15 protein-coding genes and 1 pseudogene are annotated in these 25704 nt (G+C 70.5%); 10 read left to right on the top strand and 6 right to left on the bottom strand.

Annotated features, from left to right (window positions below):
* Positions 1–71: 71 nt before the first annotated feature.
* Positions 72–1106: a LacI family DNA-binding transcriptional regulator gene (locus tag ACFU5O_RS00800; protein ID WP_384234701.1), complete on the bottom strand. Its 1035-nt coding sequence runs from the start codon at positions 1104–1106 to the stop codon at positions 72–74.
* 25 nt (positions 1107–1131) lie between these two features.
* Positions 1132–2775 carry a glycoside hydrolase family 13 protein gene (locus ACFU5O_RS00795; RefSeq protein WP_384234700.1) on the bottom strand — a complete coding sequence of 548 codons (1644 nt, stop codon included), beginning with the start codon at positions 2773–2775 and terminating at the stop codon, positions 1132–1134.
* Positions 2776–3130: 355 nt separating this feature from the next.
* On the opposite strand from ACFU5O_RS00795, the gene ACFU5O_RS00790 reads away from it, so the two are divergent.
* The 5 genes from ACFU5O_RS00790 to ACFU5O_RS00770 all read left to right on the top strand — a co-directional run bounded on the left by ACFU5O_RS00790 (position 3131) and on the right by ACFU5O_RS00770 (position 9073).
* A complete protein-coding gene (locus ACFU5O_RS00790) occupies positions 3131–4405 on the top strand; it encodes an extracellular solute-binding protein (RefSeq protein WP_384234698.1) in 1275 nt (424 codons plus the stop codon).
* Positions 4406–4421: 16 nt separating this feature from the next.
* A complete protein-coding gene (locus tag ACFU5O_RS00785) occupies positions 4422–5435 on the top strand; it encodes a carbohydrate ABC transporter permease (RefSeq protein ID WP_384234696.1) in 1014 nt (337 codons plus the stop codon).
* Positions 5432–6292, top strand: coding sequence for a sugar ABC transporter permease (locus ACFU5O_RS00780; RefSeq protein ID WP_384234694.1), 861 nt, complete (start codon positions 5432–5434; stop codon positions 6290–6292). Before ACFU5O_RS00785 ends, ACFU5O_RS00780 begins: the two co-directional genes overlap by 4 nt.
* 61 nt (positions 6293–6353) lie before the next feature.
* On the top strand, positions 6354–8048 hold the full coding sequence (locus tag ACFU5O_RS00775; RefSeq protein WP_384234692.1) for a glycoside hydrolase family 13 protein: 1695 nt from the start codon (positions 6354–6356) through the stop codon (positions 8046–8048).
* Positions 8033–9073, top strand: a complete 1041-nt coding sequence (locus ACFU5O_RS00770; RefSeq protein ID WP_384234689.1) for a LacI family DNA-binding transcriptional regulator — start codon at positions 8033–8035, stop codon at positions 9071–9073. Before ACFU5O_RS00775 ends, ACFU5O_RS00770 begins: the two co-directional genes overlap by 16 nt.
* A gap of 183 nt (positions 9074–9256) precedes the next feature.
* Here the strand turns inward: ACFU5O_RS00770 and ACFU5O_RS00765 are convergent, their stop codons facing one another.
* A complete protein-coding gene (locus ACFU5O_RS00765; protein ID WP_384234686.1) occupies positions 9257–10054 on the bottom strand; it encodes an SDR family NAD(P)-dependent oxidoreductase in 798 nt (265 codons plus the stop codon).
* Between the two features lie 116 nt (positions 10055–10170).
* Between ACFU5O_RS00765 and ACFU5O_RS00760 the strand changes: the two genes are divergently transcribed.
* The 3 genes and pseudogenes from ACFU5O_RS00760 to pulA all read left to right on the top strand — a co-directional run bounded on the left by ACFU5O_RS00760 (position 10171) and on the right by pulA (position 18214).
* Complete coding sequence (locus tag ACFU5O_RS00760; protein WP_384234683.1) at positions 10171–10773, top strand: TetR/AcrR family transcriptional regulator; 603 nt, start codon at positions 10171–10173, stop codon at positions 10771–10773.
* A 486-nt stretch (positions 10774–11259) separates the two neighbouring features.
* A pseudogene (locus ACFU5O_RS00755) lies at positions 11260–12642 on the top strand (alpha-amylase family protein); the annotation flags it as partial.
* Between the two features lie 178 nt (positions 12643–12820).
* Positions 12821–18214, top strand: coding sequence for a pullulanase-type alpha-1,6-glucosidase (gene pulA, locus ACFU5O_RS00750; protein WP_384234680.1), 5394 nt, complete (start codon positions 12821–12823; stop codon positions 18212–18214).
* 45 nt (positions 18215–18259) lie between these two features.
* Here the strand turns inward: pulA and ACFU5O_RS00745 are convergent, their stop codons facing one another.
* Entirely contained in the window at positions 18260–19006 is a 747-nt protein-coding gene (locus ACFU5O_RS00745; RefSeq protein WP_384234677.1) for a TetR/AcrR family transcriptional regulator, read from the bottom strand.
* Positions 19007–19058: 52 nt separating this feature from the next.
* On the opposite strand from ACFU5O_RS00745, the gene ACFU5O_RS00740 reads away from it, so the two are divergent.
* Positions 19059–19487, top strand: a complete 429-nt coding sequence (locus tag ACFU5O_RS00740) for a hypothetical protein (protein WP_384234675.1) — start codon at positions 19059–19061, stop codon at positions 19485–19487.
* Positions 19488–19704: 217 nt separating this feature from the next.
* Here the strand turns inward: ACFU5O_RS00740 and ACFU5O_RS00735 are convergent, their stop codons facing one another.
* Together ACFU5O_RS00735 and ACFU5O_RS00730 are read right to left on the bottom strand one after the other, a co-directional pair.
* Positions 19705–21651, bottom strand: a complete 1947-nt coding sequence (locus tag ACFU5O_RS00735) for a hypothetical protein (protein WP_384236328.1) — start codon at positions 21649–21651, stop codon at positions 19705–19707.
* A gap of 153 nt (positions 21652–21804) precedes the next feature.
* Complete coding sequence (locus ACFU5O_RS00730) at positions 21805–24969, bottom strand: alpha-N-acetylglucosaminidase (protein ID WP_384234672.1); 3165 nt, start codon at positions 24967–24969, stop codon at positions 21805–21807.
* A gap of 168 nt (positions 24970–25137) precedes the next feature.
* Here ACFU5O_RS00730 and ACFU5O_RS00725 point away from each other — a divergent pair, with 168 nt between their 5' ends.
* A complete protein-coding gene (locus ACFU5O_RS00725) occupies positions 25138–25554 on the top strand; it encodes a hypothetical protein (RefSeq protein ID WP_384236325.1) in 417 nt (138 codons plus the stop codon).
* Positions 25555–25704 lie beyond the last annotated feature (150 nt).

The following is a 25704-nucleotide window of genomic DNA, read 5'->3' as shown; positions in this document are numbered from 1 at the left end:
ACAGAGTCTGCCAGATACCCGGCCCTGGCCTGATCATCCCTTGGTCGGGTTCCGGCCGCACGCGATACGTCCTAGGGACTAGGTGCGATCCCGGGTCCCGCCGCGGTTGAACCGCGCACCACCAGCTCGGGCATGAAGACGAACTCGCTGTGCGGCGCCGGTGTACCGCCTATCTCCTCCAGCAGTGTGCGCACCGCCGCCTGGCCCATCGCCGGAACCGGCTTGCGGATGGTCGTCAGCGGGGGATCGGTGAAGGCGATCAGCGGGGAGTCGTCGAAGCCGACGACCGAGATGTCGTCCGGCACTTCGAGGCCGCGCTGCCGCGCCGCCCGGATCGCGCCGAGCGCCATCATGTCGCTCGCGCACACCACCGCCGTGCAGCCGCGGTCCATCAGCGCGGAAGCCGCGGCCTGTCCGCCCTCCAGCGTGTAGAGGGAGTGCTGGATCAGCTCGGACTCGATCTCCTGCTCCGTCAGGCCGAGCTGTTCCCGTACCGCCTTGACGAAACCCTCGATTTTCCGCAGAACAGGGACGAATCGCTTCGGGCCGAGCGCGAGTCCGATCCTGGTGTGGCCGAGGGACAGGAGGTGGGTGACCGCCAGCCGCATCGCCGCCCGGTCGTCGGGCGAGATGAACGGCGCCTGCACCTGCGGCGAGAAGCCGTCGACGAGGACGAACGGCACGCCCTGGGCGCGCAGCTTCTCGTAGCGCTGCATGTCGGCGCTGGTGTCCGCGTGCAGGCCCGAGACGAAGATGATGCCGGAGACCCCGCGGTCCACGAGCATTTCGGTGAGTTCGTCCTCCGTGGAGCCGCCCGGGGTCTGGGTGGCCAGCACGGGTGTGTAGCCCTGGCGGGTCAGCGCTTGCCCGATGACCTGAGCCAGAGCCGGAAATATGGGATTTTCCAGTTCAGGGGTGATGAGTCCGACAAGTCCGGCGCTGCGGCGGCGCAGTCGTACGGGGCGCTCGTAGCCGAGGACGTCGAGTGCGGCGAGCACCGATTCGCGGGTGGTCGCGGCCACGCCTGGCTTGCCGTTGAGCACTCGGCTGACCGTGGCCTCGCTGACCCCCGCCTGGGCTGCGATGTCGGCAAGCCGTGCGGTCATGGGATTGGACTGTACCGGTCGCATGTCAGATTGCCCACCAGGTGCTGGAGTCGGCGGGAAGGCGGACCGTCCCGCCGGTGAACTCGGGTGCCGCCGAGGACAGCAGCACGCTTCCCGGCACGGGCAGTTCCACTGCCGTGCCGGTGGTGTTGGTGGTGCAGACGAAGCCTTCGCGGGCGAGTGCCAGGACGCCCGCGGGCGCCTCCAGCCAGGTCACCGAGTCACCCGCACCCAGCCCCGGGTGCTCACGGCGCACCGCCAGCGCCGCCCGGTACAGCTCCAGCGTCGAGCCCGGAACCCCCGTCTGCGCCTCCACACTCAGCCCCGACCACTCCCCGGGCTGCGGAAGCCAGCTCCCCCCACTGCCGAACCCGTACGAGGAACCCTCCCGCGTCCACGGGATCGGCACCCGGCACCCGTCCCGGAAACCGTCCTGCCCCTCCGCCCGGAAGAACGACGGATCCTGCCGCACCTCGTCCGGCAGATCCGTCACATCCGGCAGACCCAGCTCCTCACCCTGATACACATACGCCGAACCCGGCAACGCCAGCATCAGCAACGACGCCGCACGCGCCCGACGCAGACCGGTGGGGCCGTCGCCGTAGCGGGTCGGGTGACGCACCACGTCGTGGTTGGACAGCACCCAGGTGGTGGGCGCGCCCACCGAGGCGGTCGCCGCGAGTGAGGCGTCGATGACCTCCCGCATCCGGTCGGGGTCCCAGGGGCAGCGCAGGAACTGGAAGTTGAAGGCCTGGTGCAGCTCGTCGGGGCGGACATACAGGGCGAGCCGCTCCGGCGTCGGTGCCCAGGCCTCTGCCACCCCGATGCGCTCGCCGTCGTAGCTGTCCAGCAGCCGGCGCCAGGTGCGGTGGATCTCGTGGACGCCGTCCTGGTCGAAGAAGGGGAGCACCTGCGCGCCGATCATCTTGGCCTGCTCCCGCAGCCCGATGTCGGGCAGGCCGTCCGCCTTCACCATGCCGTGCGCCACGTCGACACGGAACCCGTCGACCCCGAGATCGAGCCAGAAGCGCAGGACGGAGGCGAACTCCTCGTGGACGGCGGGGTGGTCCCAGTTGAGGTCCGGCTGCTCGGGCGCGAAGAGGTGGAGGTACCACTCTCCCCCGGCCTCCGGCTGGGAGGTGCGCCCATTGCCGTCCGGCACCGGGACCCGGGTCCAGGCCGGTCCGCCGAAGACCGACTCCCAGTCGTTGGGCGGCAGCTCCCCGTTCGTGCCCTTGCCGGGACGGAAGTGGTAGTACGCCCGCTCGGGCCCGCCCGCGAGCGCTGCGCGGAACCAGGCGTGCTGGTCGGAGGTGTGGTTCGGGACGATGTCGACGATCACCCGCATGCCCAGCCGGTGGGCTTCGCGGACCAGGCCGTCGGCGTCGGACAGATCGCCGAAGAGGGGGTCGACGGCCCGGTAGTCGGCGACGTCGTAGCCGCCGTCGGCCTGCGGGGACGCGTAGAAGGGGGTCAGCCAGACCGCGTCCACGCCGAGCGCGGCGAGATGGGGGAGGCGGTCGCGGGCGCCGCGCAGATCACCGATGCCGTCGCCGTCGCCGTCGGCGAAGGAGCGGACGTACACCTGGTAGATGACGGCGTCGTGCCACCAGTTCCGCGTCTGCCGGGCGAGCTGCGGCGGGGTGGTCGTGCTGAGCTCCTGCGTCATGGACGGTCCCCTTCGGATCCCTCGGATGCCTGCGGATGCCTGATTCGGGATGTTCCGGATCTACCGGTTCAACGCCGACCTCTCTCGAAGGTAACAGCGCTGCAATCTCTTGCGGAAGCAGTTACGCAACTCATGGCAATCGGTCGTGCACGCTGTCGTGGGCGGTCAGGCGAGGCCGGAAGCGTACGAACCCTTGGCTGACAAGGTCCGTGACGGCAACCGTGAGGACACGCGGATGTAACGATCGCCGTGTCTTGCGGAAATCTCTCGCAAGCTCTTTCGGTCTTCTTTCAACCTTGTTACGTTCCTCGACGAATCGGCGCCGTGATGGAGCGGCCCCATCGAAGGAGTTCACATGCGACGTGGCATAGCGGCCACCGCTCTGGTCGCGGGCCTGGCGCTCACGGCGACCGCGTGCGGCGGCGACGACACCGAGGGCGCGAACGGCAGCTCGGGCGGCAAGCTGTCCGGCACGGTCACCTGGTGGGACACCTCGACCGTCGGCAGCGAGGACAAGGTCTTCAAGAAGCTCGCCGAGGACTTCACCAAGAAGCACCCCGACGTCAAGATCAAGTATGTGAACGTGCCCTTCGGTGAGGCGCAGAACAAGTTCAAGAACGCCGCCCAGTCCGGCTCCGGCGCCCCCGACGTCATCCGCTCGGAGGTCGCCTGGACCCCCGAGTTCGCCGACCTCGGCTACCTCGCCCCGCTCGACGGCACGCCGGCCCTGAAGAACGAGAAGGACTTCCTGGAGCAGGCCGCCGCCTCCACGAAGTACGACGGCAAGACCTACGCCGTCCCGCAGGTCATCGACACCATGGGCGTCTTCTACAACAAGAAGATCTTCAAGGACGCCGGCGTCGAGGTCCCCGGCACCATCGCCGAGCTGAAGACCGCCGCCAAGGCGATCAAGGACAAGACCGGCAAGACCGGTATGTACCTGCGCGGCGACGACGCCTACTGGTTCCTGTCCTTCCTCTACGGCGAGGGCGGCGACCTGGTCGACGCCAAGAACAAGAAGATCACGGTCGACAACCCGGCCGGCGTCAAGGCCATGAAGGTCGTCAAGGACCTGGTCGACTCCGGCGCCGCCAAGACCGACGCCACCGACGGCTGGAACAACATGCAGACGGCCTTCAAGGACGGCAAGGTCGCCATGATGATCAACGGCCCGTGGGCCGTCGCCGACACCTACGCCGGCAAGGAGTTCAAGGACAAGGCGAACCTGGGCATCGCCCCGGTGCCGGCCGGCACGGACGGCCAGGGCGCCCCGCAGGGCGGCCACAACCTCGCCGTCTACGCGGGCTCCAAGAACCTCGCCGCCTCCTACGCCTTCGTCGAGTACATGAGCTCCGTCGAGGCCCAGACCCAGGTCGCCAAGGAGCTCAACCTGCTCCCGACCCGCACCTCCGTCTACTCCGACCCGCAGGTCGCGGCCAACGAGATCGTCGGCTTCTTCAAGCCGGCCGTCGACAAGGCCGTCGAGCGTCCCTGGATCCCCGAGGGCGGCAGCCTCTTCGCCCCGCTCGTGACCGAGTACACCAAGGTCCTCACCGGCCAGACCACCCCGGAGAAGGGAGCCTCGGCGGCGGGCGACGCCTACCGCAAGCTCCTCAAGGACTGGAAGTAAGGGAAGAGACCGACTGATGGCTGTCCACACCAGCGGCCAGTCGGTGGCGAAGGCCGCGGAGCCCAACAGGGCCCGCGGCCATCGCCGCGACTCCGCAGGAGCGCCCGGTCCACTGCGCCGCGCGCTCACCACCCACTGGTACGCCTGGACCATGGTCGCCCCTGTGGTGATCGTGATCGGGGTGATCATCGGCTATCCGCTCTTCCGCGGCGTGTATCTGTCCTTCACGAACGCCAACGAGCGCAACGTCGAGCGGTCGATCGGGGTCAACCACCTCCCGGCGACCTATGAATACGTAGGACTCGACAACTACGCCGACGCGCTCACCGGCAGCCAGTTCCTCGACACCCTCGGGTGGACGCTGGTGTGGACGGTCTCCTGCGTGGCCGTCACCTTCGCCCTGGGTCTCGCCCTCGCCAACATCCTCAACCGCAGGATCGCCGGCCGGTCGTTCTACCGGATGATGCTGGTCCTGCCCTGGGCCGTGCCGGGCTTCGTCTCCGTCTTCGCCTGGCGCTTCCTCTACAACGAGAACAACGGCCTGCTCAACAAGCTCCTCGCGGGCGGCGGCATCGACGCCGTGCCGTGGCTCAACGATCCGCTGTGGGCCAAGTTCTCGGTGATTGCCGTGAACGTCTGGCTCGGCGTCCCGTTCATGATGGTCGCCCTGCTCGGCGGTCTGCAGTCGATTCCCGGCGAGTTGTACGAGGCCGCCGAGATGGACGGCGCCAATGCCTGGCAGCGGTTCCGCCACATCACCATGCCCGGCCTGAGGTCGGTGTCCACCACCGTCATCCTGCTGAGCACCATCTGGACCTTCAACATGTTCCCGGTGATCTTCCTGCTGACGCGGGGCGGTCCCGGTGAGGCGACCCAGATCCTGGTGACCCAGGCGTACAAGTTCTCGTTCGAGATCAGCCCGCGCGACTTCGCGCAGTCCTCGACGTGGGGCGTGCTGATCCTCGTCCTCCTGATGCTCTTCGCCGCGGTCTACCGGCGAGTCCTCCGCAAGCAGGGAGAAACCTGGTGACCACGACCAACGTCCCGGGCAACGCTCCCGTGAGGGGATGCCGTTCGCCGCTCGCATCGGCCGCGCTGCATCTGACGCTCCTCGTCGCGTCCGTGATCGCCGTCTTCCCGGTGCTGTGGGTCTTCCTGACCTCCATCAAGCCGGCGCAGTACGCCACGACCACGGACTTCTTCAAAGAGACGACGTTCGAGAACTACACCGGGCTGCTGAACGACACCCCGTTCCTCACCTGGTTCGGCAACTCGCTGGTCGTCGCGGGCCTCACCACGGTCCTCGGCGTCTTCGTCGCCGCCACCACCGGCTACGCCGTCAGCCGCTTCCGCTTCCCCGGAAAACGCGGGCTGATGTGGACCCTGCTCATCACCCAGATGTTCCCGGTCGCGGTCCTGATCGTGCCGATCTACAACATCATGGCGGGCATGGGCCTGCTCAACGAGCCGGCCGGTCTGGTCATCACGTACCTCACCATCGCCGTGCCGTTCTGCGCCTGGATGATGAAGGGCTTCTTCGACACCATTCCGCGGGAGATCGACGAGTCCGGGCAGGTGGACGGGCTCACCCCGTTCGGCACCTTCTGGCGGCTGATCCTGCCGCTGGCCAAGCCCGGGATCGCGGTGACCGCGTTCTACTCCTTCATCACCGCGTGGGGCGAGGTCGCCTATGCCTCCGCCTTCATGGTCGGTGACGAGAACCTCACACTGGCGGGCGGACTGCAGAAGTTCGTCAACCAGTACGGCGCCCAGTGGGGCCCGATGACCGCGGCGTCCGTGCTCATCGCGGTTCCCGCCGCGATCGTCTTCCTCTTCGCGCAGCGGCACCTGGTGACCGGCGTATCGGCCGGCGCCGTCAAGGGCTGAGCGTCCCCCCACGACTCACATGCGTACGTTCCTTCCGCATCCGACGACACCCAGGGATGAAATGACCCAGCACCTCGCCGCCCCCACCCACCCGACGAGTGGCACGCACACCACCGGCTGGTGGCGGGACGCGGTGATCTACCAGGTCTATCCGCGCAGCTTCGCCGACGGCAACGGTGACGGCATGGGCGATCTCGCGGGCATACGCAGCAGACTCCCCTATCTCAAGGAGCTCGGCGTCGACGCGGTCTGGCTCAGCCCGTTCTACGCGTCCCCGCAGGCCGACGCCGGTTACGACGTCGCCGACTACCGGGCCATCGACCCCATGTTCGGCACCCTCCACGACGCCGACGCACTGATCCGGAGCGCACACGCGCTGGATCTGCGCGTCATCGTCGACATCGTGCCCAACCACTGCTCCGACCGGCACGACTGGTTCCGGCAGGCGCTGCGCGAGGGCTCCGGCTCCCGGCTGCGCGAGCGCTTCCACTTCCGTCCCGGCAGGGGCGAGAACGGCGAACTGCCGCCCAACGACTGGGAGTCCATCTTCGGCGGACCGGCCTGGACCCGGGTCGAGGTGCCGGACGGCAAGGGTGGCACCTCCCAGCCGGAGGCCGGGGGAGAGTGGTACCTCCACCTCTTCGCGCCGGAGCAGCCCGACTTCAACTGGGAACACCCCGCCGTCCAGGACGAGTTCCGCTCGATCCTGCGCTTCTGGCTGGACCTGGGTGCCGACGGCTTCCGCGTCGACGTCGCCCACGGTCTGGTCAAGGCGGCGGGCCTGCCCGACATCGGCGGCAGCGACCAGCTGAAGCTGCTCGGCAACGACGTCATGCCGTTCTTCGACCAGGACGGCGTCCATGAGATCTACCGCTCCTGGCGGCGGATCCTCGACGAGTACGAAGGCGAGCGCATCCTCGTCGCCGAGGCATGGACCCCGACCGTCGAGCGCACCGCCATGTACGTGCGCCCCGACGAGATGCACCAGGCCTTCAACTTCCAGTATCTGGGCACCAACTGGGACGCGAAGGAGCTGCGCGAGGTCATCGACGGCTCGCTGGCCGCGATGCGCCCGGTCGGCGCGCCCACCACCTGGGTGCTGTCCAACCACGACGTCACCCGTCACGCCACGCGTTTCGGCAACCCGCCCGGCCTCGGTACCCAGTTGCGTGAGCAGGGCGACCGTGAGCTGGGTCTGCGTCGGGCGCGTGCGGCGTCGTTGCTGATGCTGGCGTTGCCGGGTTCGGCGTATGTGTATCAGGGTGAGGAGCTGGGTCTGCCGGATGTGACGGATCTGCCGGACGAGGTGCGGCAGGATCCGTCGTTCTTCCGGGCGGAGGGGCAGGACGGTTTCCGGGACGGGTGCCGGGTGCCGATCCCGTGGACGCGGGAGGGTTCCTCGTACGGGTTCGGCAGTGGGGGGAGCTGGCTTCCGCAGCCCGGGGAGTGGTCGGGGCTGAGTGTGGAGGCGCAGACGGGGGTTCCGGGCTCGACGCTGGAGCTGTACCGGGCGGCGCTGGCGGTGCGCCGTGAGCACCCGGGGCTGGGTGCGGGTGACTCGGTGACCTGGCTGGAGGCGCCCGAGGGCGTCCTGGCACTCGCCCGCGAAGGCTTCGTCTGCACCACCAACACCACCGGCACGCCGGTACGCATCCCGGCCCCCGGCACGCTGCTGCTGGCCAGCGGGCCGGTCGCCGCCACGGGCGAGAGCGAGATCGTTCTGCCCGCCGACACCACGGTGTGGTGGACGGTGTGACGATCCCCAGGCCGAGGGGTGCCGGCGCGGGCGCCCCTCGGCTCGCCGACATCGCGGCCCAGTCGGGAGTCAGCGAGGCCACGGTCAGCCGAGTGCTCAACGCCAAGCCGGGTGTCTCTGCGGCGACCAGGACCAGGGTGCTCGCGGCCCTCGACGTCCTCGGCTACGAGCGCCCCGTACGACTGCGCCGCCGCAGCGCCGGGCTGGTCGGACTGGTGGTCCCTGAGCTGACCAACCCGGTCTTCCCGGCCTTCGCGCAGGTCGTCGAGCAGGCGCTGGCCGGTCACGGCTACACGCCCCTGCTGTGCGCCAAGCAGCCGGGCGGGGCGACGGAGGACGAGCTGGTCGAGCAGCTGGAGGAGAGCGGCGTCGACGGCATCGTCTTCCTGTCCGGGCTGCACGCCGACACATCGGCCGACCCCGCCCGCTATGCCGAACTCACCGCACGCAAGGTGCCGTTCGTCCTCATCAACGGCTACAACGAGCGGGTGTCGGCGCCCTTCGTCTCGACCGACGACCACATGGCCGCGACCATGGCCGTGCGCCATCTGGCCGAGCTGGGCCACGAGCGCATCGGACTCGCGGTCGGGCCCGTACGGTACGTGCCGTCGCGGCGCAAGACGGAGGGATTCGTCCAGGCGGCCGGTGCCGGCGCCGAACGTTACGTCCGGCACACCCTGTTCAGCGTCGAGGGCGGGCACGCGGCCGCCGCCGAACTGATCGACGCGGGCTGCACCGGCATCGTCTGCGGAAGCGACATGATGGCGCTCGGCGTGATCAGGGCTGCCCGGGAGCGCGGGCTCGACGTGCCGGGCGAGCTGTCCGTGGTCGGCTACGACGACTCGCCGCTCATCCCGTTCACCGATCCGCCGCTGACGACGGTGCGGCAGCCGGTGCAGGCCATGGCATCGGCGGCGGTGGGCGCGCTGCTGGAGGAGATCCGCGGCAATCCCGTACCGAGCACGGAGTACGTCTTCCAGCCGGAGCTGGTGGTGCGGGAGTCGACGGCGCGGCCGTCGCGCTGAGCCTGCGTGCCACCACCGGCCGACGGGCCGCGATGTCCCACGGGCCAGGTGACGCACGGGAGTTCCCGAGTCCGCGTACCCCGTGCTCAGGTCGTTGACCAGCCACCCGGGGAGACCCGGCCGGCCCCTGCGGTCAGACCCGGGGTCTTTCGTTCGGATCCGGCCTGATCCGAACGAAAGACCCTAGCCGGCTGCGGTCATGGAGCCCATGAGCATGACCGCGCGACGCCTGCTCAGCCCCCGGCCCAGGCTCGACATCGCGCGGTTGAGCCGACCGGAGGCGACGCTCGGCGGTGGAGTGCGGCGGTCGAGTGTCCGCAACGCTGTCGCCACCACCTCCTCGGGGGTCTGGCGTTTGCCGCCGCCGTCCGCGGCATCCGTGCCGATGACGTCGAAGAACTCGGTACTGGTCGCGCCGGGGGACAGTGCGAGCACGCGCAGGCCGGTGCCACGGGATTCGTGCCACAGGGCCTCGGTGAAACTCAGCACGAACGCCTTGGCCGCCGCGTAGACGGCCATGTTCGGGACGGGGAAGTACGCGGCCATGCTCGCGACATTGATCAGCACTCCGTTGCCGGCGGCCCGCAGCGGCTCGATGAACGCCCGGCTGATGTCCACGACGCCTGCGACGTCGACGCAGATCTCCTCCCACAGGCGTTGCGGGTCTTCGGTGTGGAACGGACCGAACGTGCCGAACCCCGCGTTGTTCACGACGCTCGTCACGCTCAGGCCACGTCGTGCCACTTCCTCGGCGAGGGTCTGTCCCGCGGCGGGCCGGCTCAGGTCGAGTGGGATGGCCGTGGCCTGCACACCGTGAGCCGCGGCGAGTTCGGCGGCCAGCTTCTCCAGGCGTTCCTGACGGCGGGCGACGAGGACGACGTGCGAGCCGCGCGCGGCGAGCCGGCGGGCGAACTCGGCGCCGATGCCGGCACTGGCACCGGTGATCAAGGTGGTCTGGCCGCGATAGTCGACGGCGCTCATGGGCTGCTCCCGGGGGTGGTGGACGCTCAGCGATGACACTGCTCTGGCACCCTACGCCCAATCTGTCACACAGTGCCAGTACGGCACTGAGTGCGGAAGGCGGTAGGCTGAACACCATGAACGATCGCGAGGGCCGCCCGGCAGGGCTGAGAGAGCGCACCCGGCGAGCGGTTCGGACCGAGATCGTCGCCACCGCGATGCGGCTGTTCCTCGAGCACGGCTTCGAGGCCACCACCATGGAGCAGATCGCCGGCGAGATCGGCATCTCGCGGCGCTCCCTGTTCCGCTATTTCGGCACCAAGGAAGACATCGTGCTCGGTGACCATGCCGAGCACGGCACGGTCCTCCAGGCCGCGCTGGAGGCCCGTCCGGCGGGCGAGTCCCCGTGGGAAGCGCTCCGGGCGGCCCTCAAGACACTCTTCGAGTCGCTCCCGTACTCACCGGAGGACTTCCTCAAGGTCACCGGCATGCTCCATGCCTCCCCCTCTCTCCGGGCGCGTCAGCTGGAGAAGCGCCAGAAGTGGGCGGAGCTGCTCGTGCCGGACATCTCCAGGCGGCTGGGTGCCGCCGCGGACCCGATGGTCCAGTTGCGTGCCCATGCGCTCGTAGCCTGCGCCCTGGCCTGTTCCGAAGCCGCGACCGAAGCCTGGGTGCGCAGCGGCGGCACGCTCGACATGGAGCGGGCCTTCGACGAGGCGGTCGCCGCAGTCCGCGGCTAGCGGACAGCGCATCGGCGTCGGTCTCCGCGGGTTCGCCGTCGCGGAAGCCCGCGCATGCGACGCGAGGGTGCCCGGATGTGTCGGCGCGCGCGTCGAGTGCGCGGAGTCCGGCCGGGGTGACCGGGCCCCGGCGTGCTCCTTCTTCTCTGCCCGGAAGGGCGGCCGAGGTCGTCGGCGCGCGGCCGTCGCGCGGCGTCATGCGCTCGGCGCTCCGCTGAAAGTTCTTGCGGAGCCATGTCTTCCATGAGTCGTACAGATGTCAGAACTGTTGACCGATTGACGGTCTGGCCCTACGGTCACCTGCGCAGAGGGTCTTGCAGCTTTGCAGCAAGAACATTCAATCCCCACCGGCCCTCCGCTCTGTTCCTTCCCGACCCCCGCACTTGTTCCTTCCCACCCTCCGCACTTGTTCCTTCCCACCCTCCGCACTTGTTCCTTCCCACCCTCCGCCCCGAACTTTCCCTTCCTGAGCCGCAGGAGGACCACATGGCCAGCAGATCTCTGGCCGCCGCAATCGCCCTCGTGGCGGGAGCAGCGGCTGTGGTGATCGCGCCGGGGGGAGCCGCGCAGGCGGCTCCGCCCGGCACCAAGGACGTCACCGCCGTCCTCTTCGAATGGCGCTTCGACTCCGTCGCCCGGGCGTGCACCGACACGCTGGGCCCCGCCGGTTACGGGTACGTACAGGTTTCCCCGCCGCAGGAGCACATCCAGGGCCCCCAGTGGTGGACCTCGTACCAGCCCGTCAGCTACCGGATCGCGGGGCGGCTGGGCGACCGCACCGCGTTCACGAACATGGTCAACGCCTGTCACGCGGCGGGCGTCAAGGTCGTCGCCGACACCGTCATCAACCACATGGCCTCCGCCTCCGGGACGGGTACCGGAGGCTCCTCGTACACCAAGTACGGCTACCCCGGCCTGTACTCCTCCTGGGACATGGACGACTGCACCGCGGAGATCACCAACTACCAGGACCGGGTGAACGTCCAGCACTGCGAACTGGTGCAGCTCGCGGACCTCGACACCGGTGAGGAGTACGTCCGTTCCAGGATCGCGGGCTATATGAACGACCTGCTGTCGCTGGGCGTCGACGGCTTCCGGATCGACGCCGCCAAGCACATGCCGGCCGCCGACCTCGCCGCGATCAAGGCGAAGCTCACCAACCCGGGCGCGTACTGGAAGCAGGAGGCCATCTTCGGCGCCGGTGAGGCCGTCCAGCCCAGCGAATACCTGGGCAACGGCGACGTCCAGGAGTTCCGCTACGCCCGCGACCTCAAGCGGGTCTTCAACAACGAGAACCTCGCCTATCTGAAGAACTACGGCGAGGGCTGGGGCTACATGCCGAGCGGTCAGTCCGCCGTCTTCGTCGACAACCACGACACCGAGCGCGGCGGCGACACCCTCAACTACAAGGACGGCGCCAACTACACGCTGGCGAACGTCTTCATGCTGGCCTGGCCCTACGGTTCCCCTGACGTCCACTCCGGGTACGAGTGGTCGGACAAGGACGCGGGCCCGCCCAACGGCGGTACCGTCAACGCCTGCTACAGCGGCGGCTGGAAGTGCCAGCACCAATGGCGCGAGATCTCCTCGATGGTCGCCTTCCGCAACCAGTCCCGCGGCCAGTCGGTCACCAACTGGTGGGACAACGGAGCCGACGCCGTCGCCTTCGGACGCGGCAACAAGGCGTACGTGGCCGTCAACCACGAATCGTCCTCGCTGACACGGACGTTCCAGACCTCACTGCCCGCGGGCAACTACTGCGACGTCCAGTCAGGCACAGGTGTGACGGTGAACGGCTCCGGCCAGTTCACCCGGACCCTGGGCCCCAACACCGCGGTCGCACTGCACGCGGGCGCGCGGACCTGCGGGTAGCGCCCTGGGGGTGGCGCCCGTAGCGGGTTCTTCCCCCGCCCTTCCTGGATCGGGGCTCCGCCCGGACCCCGTTCGAGGGCGGACCCCCGATTCGGAAGGGGAGGGGTGAGGGAGAAGCCCGCCGCAGGTGCACCTCGCCCCCACCGACCGAGCCCCACCGAAGAAGGAGTCACACGTGATACGCCCCCTGCGCGGCAGGCGCAGAGCCACCGCGGCCACGCTGGCGGCCGCCCTGTGTGCGGCACTCGCGCCCGCCGTACCCGCCGCAGCCGCGAAGCCGCCCTCGCCACCGTCCGACGCCAAGCTCGCCGCGCAGCCCGCGCGGCACGACCTGACCCGGGAACAGTTCTACTTCGTGCTCCCGGACCGGTTCGCGAACGGCGACGGCGGCAACGACCGCGGCGGCCTGACGGGTTCGCGGCTGGAGACCGGCTACGACCCCACGGACAAGGGCTTCTACCAGGGCGGTGACCTCAAGGGCCTGACCCGGCGCCTCGACTACATCAAGGGCCTCGGCACCACGGCCATCTGGCTGGCTCCGATCTTCAAGAACCAGCCCGTACAGGGAACGGGGAAGGACGCCTCGGCCGGCTACCACGGCTACTGGATCACGGACTTCACCCAGGTCGACCCGCACTTCGGCACCAACGCGGACCTCGAGAAGCTCATCGACCGCGCCCACGCCAAGGGCATGAAGGTCTTCTTCGACGTCATCACCAACCACACCGCCGACGTCGTCGACTACAAGGAGAAGTCGTACGGCTATCTGTCCAAGGGCGCCTTCCCCTATCTCACCAAGGACGGAGTGCCCTTCGACGACAGCGACTACGCCGACGGCACCAGGCGCTTCCCGAGCACGGTCCGGGACTCCTTCCCGCGCACGCCCGTCGTGCCCGAGGACAAGAAGAACCTCAAGGTCCCGTCCTGGCTCAACGACCCGACGATGTACCACAACCGGGGCGACTCGACCTTCGCGGGCGAGTCCTCCGGCCACGGCGACTTCGCCGGACTCGACGACCTGTGGACCGAGCGTCCAGAGGTCGTCGAGGGCATGAAGAAGATCTACCAGCGCTGGGTGCGCGACTTCGACATCGACGGCTTCCGCATCGACACCGTCAAGCACGTCAACACCGAGTTCTGGACCCGGTGGGCCACCGCGCTCGACGGATACGCAGCGAAGCACGGCCGGGACGACTTCTTCATGTTCGGCGAGGTCTACTCCGCCGACCCGGCCGTCACTTCGCCGTACGTGACCAGGGGCAGGCTCGACTCCACGCTGGACTTCCCGTTCCAGGACGCCGCCCGCACCTACGCCTCGCAGGGCGGCTCCGCGGCCAGGCTCGCCCAGGTGTTCGCGCAGGACTACCGCTACACCACCGACAAGGCAAACGCCTACGAGTCGGTGTCCTTCCTCGGCAACCACGACATGGGACGCTTCGGCACCTTCCTGAAGCAGGACAACGCCAAGGCCGACGACGCCGAGCTGATCAAGCGCTCCCGGCTCGCCAACGAGCTGATGTTCTTCTCCCGGGGCAATCCCGTCGTCTACTACGGCGACGAACAGGGCTTCACCGGCGCGGGCGGCGACAAGGACGCCCGCCAGACGCTCTTCGCCTCGAAGACCCCCGACTACCTCGACGACGACCAGCTCGGCACCGACCGCACCCACGCGTCCGCCGCGTACGACACACGGCACCCGCTGTACCGGCAGATCGCCGGGCTCGCCGCGCTCACCAGGGCCAACCCGGCACTCCGCGACGGCATCCAGACCGAGCGGTACGCCGCCGACGGCCCGGGTGTGTACGCGTTCTCCCGCACGGACGGCAGGTCCAGGACCGAATACGTCGTCGCGCTGAACAACGCCACCGAGCAGAAGACGGTCGAGATCCCGACCGGCTCCGCCGACATGGACTTCCGCACCCTCCACGGCGGTGCCGGGACCCTCACCAGCGGCTCCGACAAGAAGATCACCATCAAGGTTCCCGCGCTGTCCTCCGTGGTGCTCAAGGCGGCCGGACCCCTCGCAGCCCCCGTCGCCAGGCCCGCCATCGCTCTCAAGGCACCCGCGGCCGGTGCCACCGGCACCGTCGAGGTCAGCGCCGACGTCGACGGCGGCGGCCTGAACCGTGTCGTCTTCGCCGCCCAGACCGGAAACGGCGAGTGGCAGGTGCTCGGCTCGGCCGACCACGCTCCCTACAAGGTCACCCACCACGTCGGCGACGAGGTCCCCGCCACAACCCCGCTGCGGTACAAGGCCGTCGTCGTCGACAGCAGGGGCCGCACGGCGAGCGCCACCGCCGGCACGACCAGTGGAGCCCCTGCCGTCGAACAGCCCCCGAGCGCCGCCCAGCGGGACTACGCGGTGGTGCACTACAAGCGTCCCTCGGGCGACTACGCCGACTGGGGCCTCTACACCTGGGGCGACATCGCCGACGGCGAAGGAACCACCTGGCCCGCGGGCAAGCCGTTCACCGGCCGCGACGCGTACGGTGCCTTCGCCTACGTGAAGCTGAAGCCCGGCGCCTCCTCCGTCGGCTTCATCGCCGTCGACAAGGACGGCGTGAAGGACGTGGACGCCGATCGCTCGATCGACCTCTCCAGGACCGGCGAGGTGTGGATCGAGCAGGGCAGGCCCGAGGTCGGGAACTCCGCACCCGAAGGCGCCTACCCTCCCCAGGACACCGGCAAGGCGATCCTGCACTACAAGCGCACCGACGCGAACTACGCGGGCTGGGGCCTGCACACCTGGACCGGAGCCGCGAACCCCACCGACTGGTCCAAGCCCCTGGAGCCCGTACGCACCGACTCCTACGGTGCCGTCTTCGAGGTGCCGCTCGCTCCCGGAGCCACCTCGCTCAGCTACATCCTGCACAAGGGCGACGAGAAGGACCTGCCCGCCGACCAGTCCCTCGACCTCAAGGCCGACGGCCACGAGGTGTGGATGCTCGCCGGCCACGAGAGGTACCTGCTCCCGCAGCCCAAGGGCAGCGGCGCGGCCCTGGACCTCACCAAGTCCCACGCCGTATGGATCGACGAGGACACCCTCGCGTGGAAGAGCAGTGACGCCGCGGCCTCCAGCCAGCTGCTCCACTCCCGCGACGGCTCGATCGCGGTCAAGGACGGCGCTGTCACCGGCGACGCCCGCTGGCTGCGCCTGACCAGGTCCGCGCTGACCGACGCACAGAAGGCGAAGTTCCCGCACCTGAAGGACTATCCGGCCTACACCGTCGACCCGCGCGACCGTGACCACGTCCGCGACGCCCTGCGCGGCCAGCTCGTCGCCACCCAGCGCGCCGCCAACGGCGCCCTGCTCGCCGCCACCGGCGTCCAGATCCCGGGCGTGCTCGACGATCTGTACGGGCGGAAGGCGACGGGCGCGGCACTCGGCCCGGTGTTCCGCAAGGGCCGCCCGACCCTGTCCCTCTGGGCGCCGACCGCCCGGAAGGTCTCCCTCGAACTCGACGGGAAGACCGTCCCGATGCACCGCGACGACACCTCCGGCGTCTGGTCGGTCACCGGCCCCGCCGGCTGGCGCGGAAAGCCCTACCGCTACGCGGTGACCGTCTGGGCTTCCGGCGTCCAGAAGCTCGTCACGAACAAGGTCACCGACCCGTACGCGACCGCCCTGACCACCGACTCGGCCCGAAGCCTCGTCGTCGACCTGGCGGACCCGAAGCTCGCCCCCAAGGGCTGGACCGGGCTGAAGAAGCCGGCCGCCGTCCCGCTCCGGGACGCCCAGATCCAGGAACTGCACATCCGCGACTTCTCGGTCGCGGACCGCACGGCGAAGCACCGCGGCGGCTATCTGGCCTTCACCGACCGGGAGTCGGCCGGAATGAGGCATCTGAAGTCGCTCGCCGCGAACGGCACCTCCTACGTCCATCTGCTGCCCGCCTTCGACATCGGCACGATTCCCGAGAAGAAGTCCGACCAGGCCGTCCCGGCCTGTGATCTGAAGGTGTACGCCCCGGACTCCGAGGAACAGCAGGCGTGCGTCACGGCCGCCGCCGCCAAGGACGCGTACAACTGGGGCTACGACCCGCTGCACTACACCGTCCCCGAGGGCTCCTACGCCTCCGACCCGGACGGCACGCGCCGCACGGTCGAGTTCCGGCAGATGGTGCAGGGCCTCAACGGCGCGGGCCTGCGCACGGTCATGGACGTCGTCTACAACCACACCGTCGCGAGCGGACAGGCCGACAAGTCCGTCCTCGACCGGATCGTGCCCGGCTACTACCAGCGGCTCCTCGCCGACGGCTCCGTGGCCACCTCCACCTGCTGCGCCAACACCGCGCCCGAGAACGCCATGATGGGCAAACTCGTCGTGGACTCGGTCGTCACCTGGGCCAAGGAGTACAAGGTCGACGGCTTCCGCTTCGACCTCATGGGCCACCACCCGAAGGCCAACATCCTCGCGGTCCGCAAGGCTCTCGACGCGCTGACCGTGGAGAAGGACGGCGTGGACGGGAAGAGCATCGTCCTGTACGGGGAAGGCTGGAACTTCGGCGAGATCGCCGACGACGCCCGGTTCGTCCAGGCCACGCAGAAGAACATGGCGGGCACCGGTGTGGCCACCTTCTCCGACCGGGCGCGGGACGCGGTCCGCGGCGGCGGCCCCTTCGACGAGGACCCCGGCGTCCAGGGCTTCGCCTCGGGCCTCTACACCGCCCCCAACGCCTCCAAGGCGAACGGCACCCCGGACGAGCAGAAGGCCCGGCTGCTCCACTACCAGGACCTGATCAAGGTCGGGCTGTCCGGCAACCTGGCCTCTTACACCTTCACCGACACCCGCGGCCGCACGGTCAAGGGCTCGGAGGTGGACTACAACGGCTCCCCGGCGGGCTATGCGGCCGTCCCCGGTGACGCCCTCGCCTACGCCGACGCCCACGACAACGAGAGCCTGTACGACGCGCTCGCCTTCAAGCTGCCGCAGTCCGTGACGGCAGCCGACCGGGCACGTATGCAGGTGCTCGCGATGGCGACGGCCGCCCTCTCCCAGGGGCCCGCGCTCTCACAGGCGGGTTCTGACCTGCTCCGGTCCAAGTCGCTGGACCGCAACTCCTTCGACAGCGGCGACTGGTTCAACGCCATCCACTGGGACTGCCGGGACGGCAACGGCTTCGGCCGTGGCCTGCCGCCCGCCGCCGACAACAAGGCGAAGTGGCCCTACGCCAAGCCCCTGCTGGCCGCGGCCGCGCAGAAGCCCGGGTGCGCCGAGATCTCCGGGGCCTCCGCGGCGTACGGCGATCTGCTGAGGATCCGTACGACCGAGCCGGTGTTCGGCCTCGGCACGGCGGGCCAGGTGCAGTCCGCGCTGTCCTTCCCGCTCTCGGGCACGGACGAGACACCGGGCGTGATCACCATGCGCCTGGGCGACCTGGTCGTGGTCTTCAACGCCACACCGGAGCGGCGGAGCCAGCGCGTCGAGGCACTCGCCGGGACGGCGTACGCCCTGCACGCGGTGCAGGCGGGAGGCGCCGACGAGATCGTGAAGTCGGCGTCCTACGCGCGCGATTCCGGAACCTTCACGGTCCCCGCCCGCACGGTCGCGGTCTTCGGCCGGGGCTGACCGGCGCAGCTCGCGACGGGCAGCGTGCCTGGGCCTTCCTTCGGCTCAGGCACGCTGCTCCGGCACTCGCACCGCACGCGGTACGAGTGCCGCCATCCGGCCGACGAGGTCACCGAGGGGCCCGTTCGCCGGTTCGTTCTCGAGGATGCGCAGCAGTACGCCCGCCATCTCGCGGTCGTACGCCGCCGGCACCGCGACCAGCGCCGCGAAGTCGTGCACCAGCTGCAGCTCCAGCTCGGCGCGCGGAATCTCCCGTCCGTCCAGCCAGATGAGCGCGGTCGACTCGGCGAGCGACACCCAGGACCGTACGACCAGCCGCAGCCGCGCCGGGGGTTCCGTGATGCCGAGATGCGCCATGATCTGGTCGTACGCGGCCTGCCTGACCTCGTCGATCATGGCGTTGGCCGTGTTCGCTGTGCCCAATGAACAGGCTCCGCCCGCGGTGACGGCGGGACCGCCGCGCATCAGCGCAGAGAAACCCGGCCCGTGCTCGTCCACGAAGTCGAAGAACCGGCGCATGACGCGCAGCAGCCGTCCGCCGAGCGGCCCTTCGTGCTTCTCCATGAACCGTTCGGCCAGTTCGTCGGCGGCCCGGCGCAGCGCGGCCTCGTACAGGCTCTGCTTTCCGGGGAAGTAGTGATAGACGAGCGGGCGCGATATGCCCGCGGCAGCCGCGATCTCATCGATGGACACCTCGTCGGGGGAGCGGTGGCTGAACAGTTCCAGTGCCACTCCGATCAGCTGTTGCCTGCGCTCCTCGACGCCCATCCTGCGGCGAACCCCGGTCGTCATACGAACAGCGTAACGGGCGGCCCTCCGGCGGGGTCCGATACGCTCCGGGGATATGACCGCATCTGACCAGGAGACACCGGTACCGGAGCCGGCATCGGTACGGGCGCCGGTACCGGTACCCGAGTCGGCAACGGTGCCGGAACCGGTTCCGGCACCGGAGACGGCAACAGTTCCGGAGCCGGCTCCGGAGCTGCTCTCCGAGCCGGTGCAGGCACCGGAGCACGAGGGCATGACCCCGCGGCAGGCGAGGACGCTCCGGATCGTCGTCGCCTCGGTCCTGCTCGTGGCACTGGCGGCGGTTCTGGCGGTGCGGCTGGCCAGTCGCACGTCCGTCCTGGTGGTCGGGGTGTACGGACTGGCCATGATCCTGTGCGGAGTTGTCATCGAACTGAGCCGGCACGGCCGGACCAGGCTGGGCACCTGGCTGCTGGGCGCGGGCCTGGTGGCGGCGCTCGCGGCCGACTGGCTGCTGCTCCCCTGACGGGCTCGGAGGGCCGGACGGGCCGGTCGCCGGGGCCGTGAAGGGCTCCAACGGAAGCTCCCGCCCCTTCGGGCGGAGCCCGCGCCACCGCGTTCCATCAAGCCGTGGGGGCCCCAGCAGGGCACGGCTGTTCCGGTGGCATGGACTTGAGGAAGGCGAGGTCCGGCAGCCCCGACTCGTCCTGCGACGCGACGACGCTGCCCCCCTCGCCCGGGATTCAGCGCAGCGCCCCGAGTCTCGTGCCGTCGGCGAGGCGGCCGCCGAGTTCCGCCTGTGCGCCCTGCGACGCCCGCACGGCAAGGAGGTTGCCCCGGGCACTGCCCCGCACCCCGCCGGAGGCGATCAGCGAGGTGAACTGCTCACTGCCCGCCGCCAGGAGGTACCACTGTCCGGCCCGGGACTTCCACAGGGCCCCCGCCAGTACCCGGGGATCGCGGGGACCGCAGGCCGCTGAGCCCAGGGAACCGGCGGCGATCGCGGCGGGGGCGTCGGCCGGTTCGCGCGACGAAGGGGCCTGGAACTGGGCCAGGGTACGGCTGCCCGTGCCGCGCCACGTCTCCGCGCGGGTGCACAGCCAGGCGGCGGTGCCGTTCCTCTCCGGAAGGTCCTGGCGCGCGTACTCCCACGAGTTGACCGTGCGCACGCCGTGCGCGCTCATCGAGGGCAGCAGGCAGGCGGTGCGCGCCCAGGCGGCCCGGGCCTCCTTCGCCGCGCCCGGCACATCGGTCGGTGCCGACGGCGGGCCCCAGGTCAGCCGGGCCGGGGCGAGTTCGCCGAGATCGGCCACGAGCCGGGAGGCGTCGGCGTCCGTCAGCTCCAGCGCGTTCCAGGATCGGCAGTCCCCGTCCCGCGTCGCGGGGCTCGCCAGTGGATCGGTCACTCCCTGGGCGTCCCGCCGTAAGGCCCGCGGCGGCGCCGCCGGGTCAAGCAGATCGCTCGCCGAGACCCTGGTCACCCAAGGCGCCGTCAGATAACGGACGTTGCCCTGCCCCCGGCCCACGACCACCGCACCGGACGACGGCGCGTCCGCCCCGTCGACGCGCGCGAAGTCGAGGGCCGCGCCGCCCGTGGTGCCGTCTCCCGGCTCGGCGTACCGCACGATCCGCAGCCCGTCGTGGAACAGCACCACGTGCGACCGGTCGACGGCCCCGGCGAACAGCAGCTGCGGGGCGCCCATGGGCGGGCCCGGCGGGGTGCCGGGGGTCGCCGACACCTGCACCAGGCTGCCCGGCCGCGCCCAGACGGCGAGTGCCCGCCGCAGCAGGGCGCTGTCGCCGGTCAGCGTTCCGCGCGCCGGCCAGACCGAGAAGTCGGTTCTGGCGGAACTCTGCCAGGCCGCCGGCGCGACGCGGTGCAGCCTGCCCGGGTCCAGGGCGGCCTCGGCCGCCGGGTTGCGGGCGTACGGCGGGGCGGCCGCGCCGTCCGGGCTCCAGCCCTCGCCCGGCAGCCCGAGCAGGGTGCCGCACACCAGCAGCGCGGCGACCGCCGCGAGCGCCGCTTTGGCGTGCTGGCGGCGGCGCATCAGATCGGTCGGGCGCGCCTGCAGGGAACAGGGGTCGAACTCGGGGGAGTCGAGCAGTGCGGTCGTGCCCGCTCCCTCCGGCGCGGCGCCCTCCGCGTCGAGGAGCGCGGCACCGGGGTCCGCGACACCGGCCTCTGCGAGGACCTCCAGTACGTCCCCGTCGGGCAGCCGCTCGAGTCCGCGCAGGACGTACGCGGCCCGCGCAGGCCCGGAGAGCGCGGACAGCCGCTGGTCCAGGGCGAGTTCGTCGGCGCCGCCCGAACGCGGGAACAGCCGCAGCCCCCACACCTGAGGAAGCAGCGGCGGGAACCGGGCCCGTCCCGGCCAGGCCCACCGCCACAGCGGAAGCCCCGCCTCAAGCGTCTGCCGCAGCACTTGTCCCCGGACATACACATATCCGGGCGCGGCGGCTCCGCGCCCCACCGGCATCGGCCCTGCGACCATGGTTCCCGTCCGGCCGCGCGGCAGCGAGCGCTGCACGACGGAATGCGCCGTCAGCACCCGGCGGTTGCGGCCGAGGGACGGAGGCAGCACGAGATACGCGATCCGCACCAGGCGGGGGTAGTGCTCGACGAGCGCTGCTTCGGCCTGCTCGACATCGACAGAGACGGGGGCGAGTTCCTGGGTGCTCACGTTCAGCAGAACGAGGGAATCGTCGTATAGTCACCGGCCATCACGCCGGCGCCGCTGTCGGTTTGCGCCGCCCGGTCGCCCTGGCTCGCGCGCCCGGGCCTCAGCAGCCGGGCGGGCCCCGCGGCCCGCCCGCCGTACGCACGCTGCGCGACGACGCACGCCTCAGGCAGAGGGCCACCCCCGCAGCATGCCGAACTCGACCGTGCCCCGCGCCCCGGTCCCGCCGTGTGCGGCCGTCATGAACAGGCCCGCGTCCTGGACCGCAGAGACGCCCGGAACGGAGACCGTGGCGACCGGGCGCCAGGTGGTTCCGTCGTCCGTGGACAGCTCGCCGTCGAAGGAGGTGCCCGAGCGTCTCAGCCGCAGCAGCACAGGCGCCTTCACGCCCGCGACGCGCCGGTGGCTGTCGATCCTGCCGTCGCCGTCGCTGTCGTACGAGAGCGACACCCCGTTCGCCGGGGTGACCGCGAGGTTGAGGAACCCCGGTGAGCCGGCCGCCCCCAGGCTGTTGCGGACGGCGATGCCCGCCCGCGCCCAGGGCCCGGTCGCCGGCTGGGTGTCGACGCGGACCGTCAGGCTGCCGCCGTCGCCCAGCGCGGCCTGCCGGAAGACCGTGCCGAACTGCTCGGTCGTCCGCCACAGGTCCGCACCGCCGCCGTTGATGGAGAAACGCCCGCCCAGCTGTCCGAACAGGGCCGAGTTGCTCGCATACGTACGCCACTGCGCGTCCAGCGGTCCCGCCATGTGCAGGGCCCCCTGCTGGACGGCGGTGACCGCCTCCTCGCCCTGCGGGCCGTAGGAGGCGCGCAGTTCGTACGGGAGCGGCTGCAGCGGGGAGGTGAGCGGGCCGGACGGGGCCTGGAACGTCCAGCCCACGGCCGCGGAACCGGCCGCCGGCACGGACGCCAGCGACCGGCCGGGCTGCTCGCCGAGCCCGGCGACGGTGATGCCGACACGGCCGGTGGCCCGGAATCCGCTGGCGTTGCGGAAGGCCGCGGTGACCTCGGCGGTGCCGCCGGGCTGCACGGCCGGGGGCTCGGCCGTGACGGTGACCGTGCCCTGGTAGGGCGCGCGGGACAGTACGTCGTACACCCGGCGGGCGGTCCGGTACGGATCGTGCGGAGGCCGCAGCGGATACGCGTCACGCTCCCGGGTCCACGGCTCCTCCGTCGCGTACCAGTCGAAGGACTTCGGGGGCCGGCCCTGAGCCGACGCGTCCTCCAGCTCGTCGAGGAACGCCTGCCACTGCGGCAGATGGAAGTCCCCGATCAGCCCCTGCCAGTCGCGGTTCGCATAGTTGGCGAGCCGTCCGCCGTCCGCCGTGCCCCGGTCCGCCCAGGTCGTGACGAGGACACGGGCGGTGCGCTCCAGCTGCTCCCTCTCGGTTTCCGAGCCCACCATGCGCTTGGCGTCCTCCAGCCAGGGGCCGAGCAGGAACGCGCGATGCGACCCGGACATCTCGTCGCTCAGCCTCATCAGCCTCAGCCACAGCCGGGCCAGGGTGCGGAAGGTCTCCAGATCGCCGCGCCCATGGGCGGACTGCAGATGCGGCAGCAGCTGCCAGGACCGATTGGCGAGAACCTGCCGGCCGAGGTCGGTGAGGTCGTAGCGGTACGCGTCCGAGCCGCGCAGCGAGGGCCCCACGTCGAGCAGCGCCGCGAAGGCCCGGTCGACCGCCCCGGGGTTGTAGGCGGGGGTATGGGTCGCGTAGTACGTACCGGAGGCGGCGGTCAGCGACGGACGCGCGGCGAAGAGCGAGTCGTGCGGGCGGCCGTCACGACTGCTGATCCGGTAGACGGAGTCCCGCAGCGCGGCGAACGCCTCGCGTGCCGCCTCGTCCCGGCCGCCGTAGCGCAGGTCGGCGTACGACGCGAACCATTCCTCGCGGTCGACCGGCTCCGCCCGCCACGCCAGCTCGGAGAACAGCTCCAGCGCCACCGGGTCGCGCTCGGCCGCCTCTGGCATGTAGGCGGTGCCGGCGAGCGCCGAGCCCGGCTTGTCGCGCCAGGCCGTGAACCGTTCGGTCCAGGTGTGGGTCTTGGCACCGAGGGTGGTCCGGCCGCCGAAGTTGGGGATGGTGCCGAAGGCGTACGGCGCCCCTCCCCAGTCCTTCTCGCGGTCCTTGACGGTCTCGAGGTCGGAGAGGCCGTCGACGACGAGGACAAGCTCTCTGTCCAGGGCGTCGAGCAGATCACGGCGCGGGTTCGCCTGCCAGCCCAGGATCATCCAGAGTGCTCCTGGGCGTGCCGTCCGCAGGGCACGCTCGACGGCGCGGGCGGCGTCCGGCACGGGAACATCGCCGGGCGACCCGCCTTCGTGCAGCAGGTCCATCTTGAAGTGGTGGGCCTCGCCGAGCAGTTCCCGCTGGTGACGGTAGAACGCCGCCGCGACCTCCTGGAAGGCGTCGGTACGCGGATCGAGCCAGTCGGGGCGCCGCAGGCCCGACCAGCTGCCCTGGGGGACGGTGCGGGCGCCGGGGTTGCGGTCGGCGAACCCGTCGGGGACGGTCCCGAAGTAGCCGGGCATGACCGGGGACATACCGAGCTCACGCAGACGCCCGGCGATGCGGCGGCCCAGCCCGGCGCGCTCGCCGATCAGCCCGGGGCTCATCGGGCCGCCGTATCCGCTCATGTTCTGCAGAAGCCACCAGGGCTGGTGGGACGGGGCGGGCAGCCAGGCACGCGCCTCGGTGTCGGAGTAGCCGAAGTCGAGCAGCAGCCGGTGGTACACGGCCTCCTGGCCGGTCGTCACCAGCACTTCGTTGCAGCCGTGGAGGGCGAGGACGTCGATCATCCGCTCCCAGCGGGGCCAGTCGGCGTAGGGGGCGGTGTAGCCGTCGTGCGTGTCGTTGAAGGCGAACCGGTGCGGGACGGTGGCCGAGCGTTCCAGCGGGCGGTCAGGGGCGGGGAGCAGCAGTGGGAGGTCCAGCTGGGTTCCCGACCAGGAGATATGGGCTCTGCATACGTATTTGAGATACCAGTGGACGCCGGTGAGCAGAACGGCCGGGCCGGTGCCCTCGACCTCGATACGGCCCGGGGCGCCCGACACCCGGAAGCGCTCGGAGCCGTGGGGGTCGCGCCGGCCCGCTTCCCGGCCGCCGGGGAGAGCCGGAAGGACCGTGAGCCGGAACTGGGCGGCGTGGTGGGGGAGCAGCCGCCGCAGCGCCGCCCTGGCCGGGGCGGTGACTTCATACGGACCTTGATCCGGTTCCGTGCCGTTGCTCGCGCTCATCGAGGCTCCCGAGGCGGGGGACGGGACTGCGAAGGCCGCACCCGATCCGACGGCTCCCGCGGCGGCCAGCAGCGAACGTCTCGACAGTCCGGTCATCGGCGCTCCTCCATGTTGCTCGCGAGACAACAGGTGCGTGTGCGTCGCGGCGCACGTTACCGGGCGTTCCCGATGACACCGGGGTGCCGGGCGGGGCAGGATGGCCAGATGCGTACGGAACGACGGCGAACCACCCCGATAGCCCTGGCCGCGCTCGCCGTGACGGCCATGACGGCCCTCACGGCCTGCGGGGCCGGCGAAGAGAAGGCCCCCGATGTGCCGAAGACGGCGACGGGATCCCTGGAACAACTGGCGGCCAAGGCGGAGTGCGAGCCCAACGTCTCCACGGATGCGAAAGAGCTGCGGCAGGCCAACTGCAGGACGAAGGACGGCAAGTATGTGCTGACCACCTTCGCCACCGACCGCGGCCAGCGCGAGTGGATCAATGAGGCCAACGACTACGGCGGCTCCTATCTCGTCGGCCGGAAGTGGGTCGTGAGCGGCGAGGAGAAGGTGGTCTCGGCACTGCGCGGCCGGCTCGGCGGGACGGTGGAGACCGGCACGTCGCACGACGGGCATTCGGGCAGCCACAGTGGTGACGGAGGCGGCGAGACCGGGCATTCCGGCCACGACGGGCATCACTGATCCACGGTGTGACACCCGGACGTTCCGGGACCTGCGCGCGGGTCCTGGAACAGCCGGACCCGAACGATGCCCGGTAGCGGTAGCGGTAGCGGTAGCCGCAGGCGCAGGCGCGCCGCACGCGGTCGTAGCCGACGGTGGCGACGGACCGGC

The sequence above is a fragment of the Streptomyces sp. NPDC057445 genome, from assembly GCF_042802855.1.
Classification (GTDB): Bacteria; Actinomycetota; Actinomycetes; order Streptomycetales; family Streptomycetaceae; genus Streptomyces.
The sequence above is the reverse complement of the archived record's forward strand: the minus strand, read 5'-3'. Positions and strand labels throughout refer to the sequence as shown.

Excerpts from the sequence above, each read along its gene's own strand:
- ACFU5O_RS00795 (WP_384234700.1), bottom strand. The coding sequence starts at position 2,775 with ATGACGCAGGAGCTCAGCACGACCACCCCGCCGCAGCTCGCCCGGCAG.
- ACFU5O_RS00775 (WP_384234692.1), top strand. The coding sequence starts at position 6,354 with ATGACCCAGCACCTCGCCGCCCCCACCCACCCGACGAGTGGCACGCAC.
- ACFU5O_RS00725 (WP_384236325.1), top strand. The coding sequence starts at position 25,138 with ATGACGGCCCTCACGGCCTGCGGGGCCGGCGAAGAGAAGGCCCCCGAT.
- ACFU5O_RS00745 (WP_384234677.1), bottom strand. The coding sequence starts at position 19,006 with ATGACGACCGGGGTTCGCCGCAGGATGGGCGTCGAGGAGCGCAGGCAA.
- ACFU5O_RS00730 (WP_384234672.1), bottom strand. The coding sequence starts at position 24,969 with ATGACCGGACTGTCGAGACGTTCGCTGCTGGCCGCCGCGGGAGCCGTC.
- ACFU5O_RS00790 (WP_384234698.1), top strand. The coding sequence starts at position 3,131 with ATGCGACGTGGCATAGCGGCCACCGCTCTGGTCGCGGGCCTGGCGCTC.
- ACFU5O_RS00800 (WP_384234701.1), bottom strand. The coding sequence starts at position 1,106 with ATGACCGCACGGCTTGCCGACATCGCAGCCCAGGCGGGGGTCAGCGAG.
- ACFU5O_RS00760 (WP_384234683.1), top strand. The coding sequence starts at position 10,171 with ATGAACGATCGCGAGGGCCGCCCGGCAGGGCTGAGAGAGCGCACCCGG.
- ACFU5O_RS00740 (WP_384234675.1), top strand. The coding sequence starts at position 19,059 with ATGACCGCATCTGACCAGGAGACACCGGTACCGGAGCCGGCATCGGTA.
- ACFU5O_RS00785 (WP_384234696.1), top strand. The coding sequence starts at position 4,422 with ATGGCTGTCCACACCAGCGGCCAGTCGGTGGCGAAGGCCGCGGAGCCC.
- ACFU5O_RS00765 (WP_384234686.1), bottom strand. The coding sequence starts at position 10,054 with ATGAGCGCCGTCGACTATCGCGGCCAGACCACCTTGATCACCGGTGCC.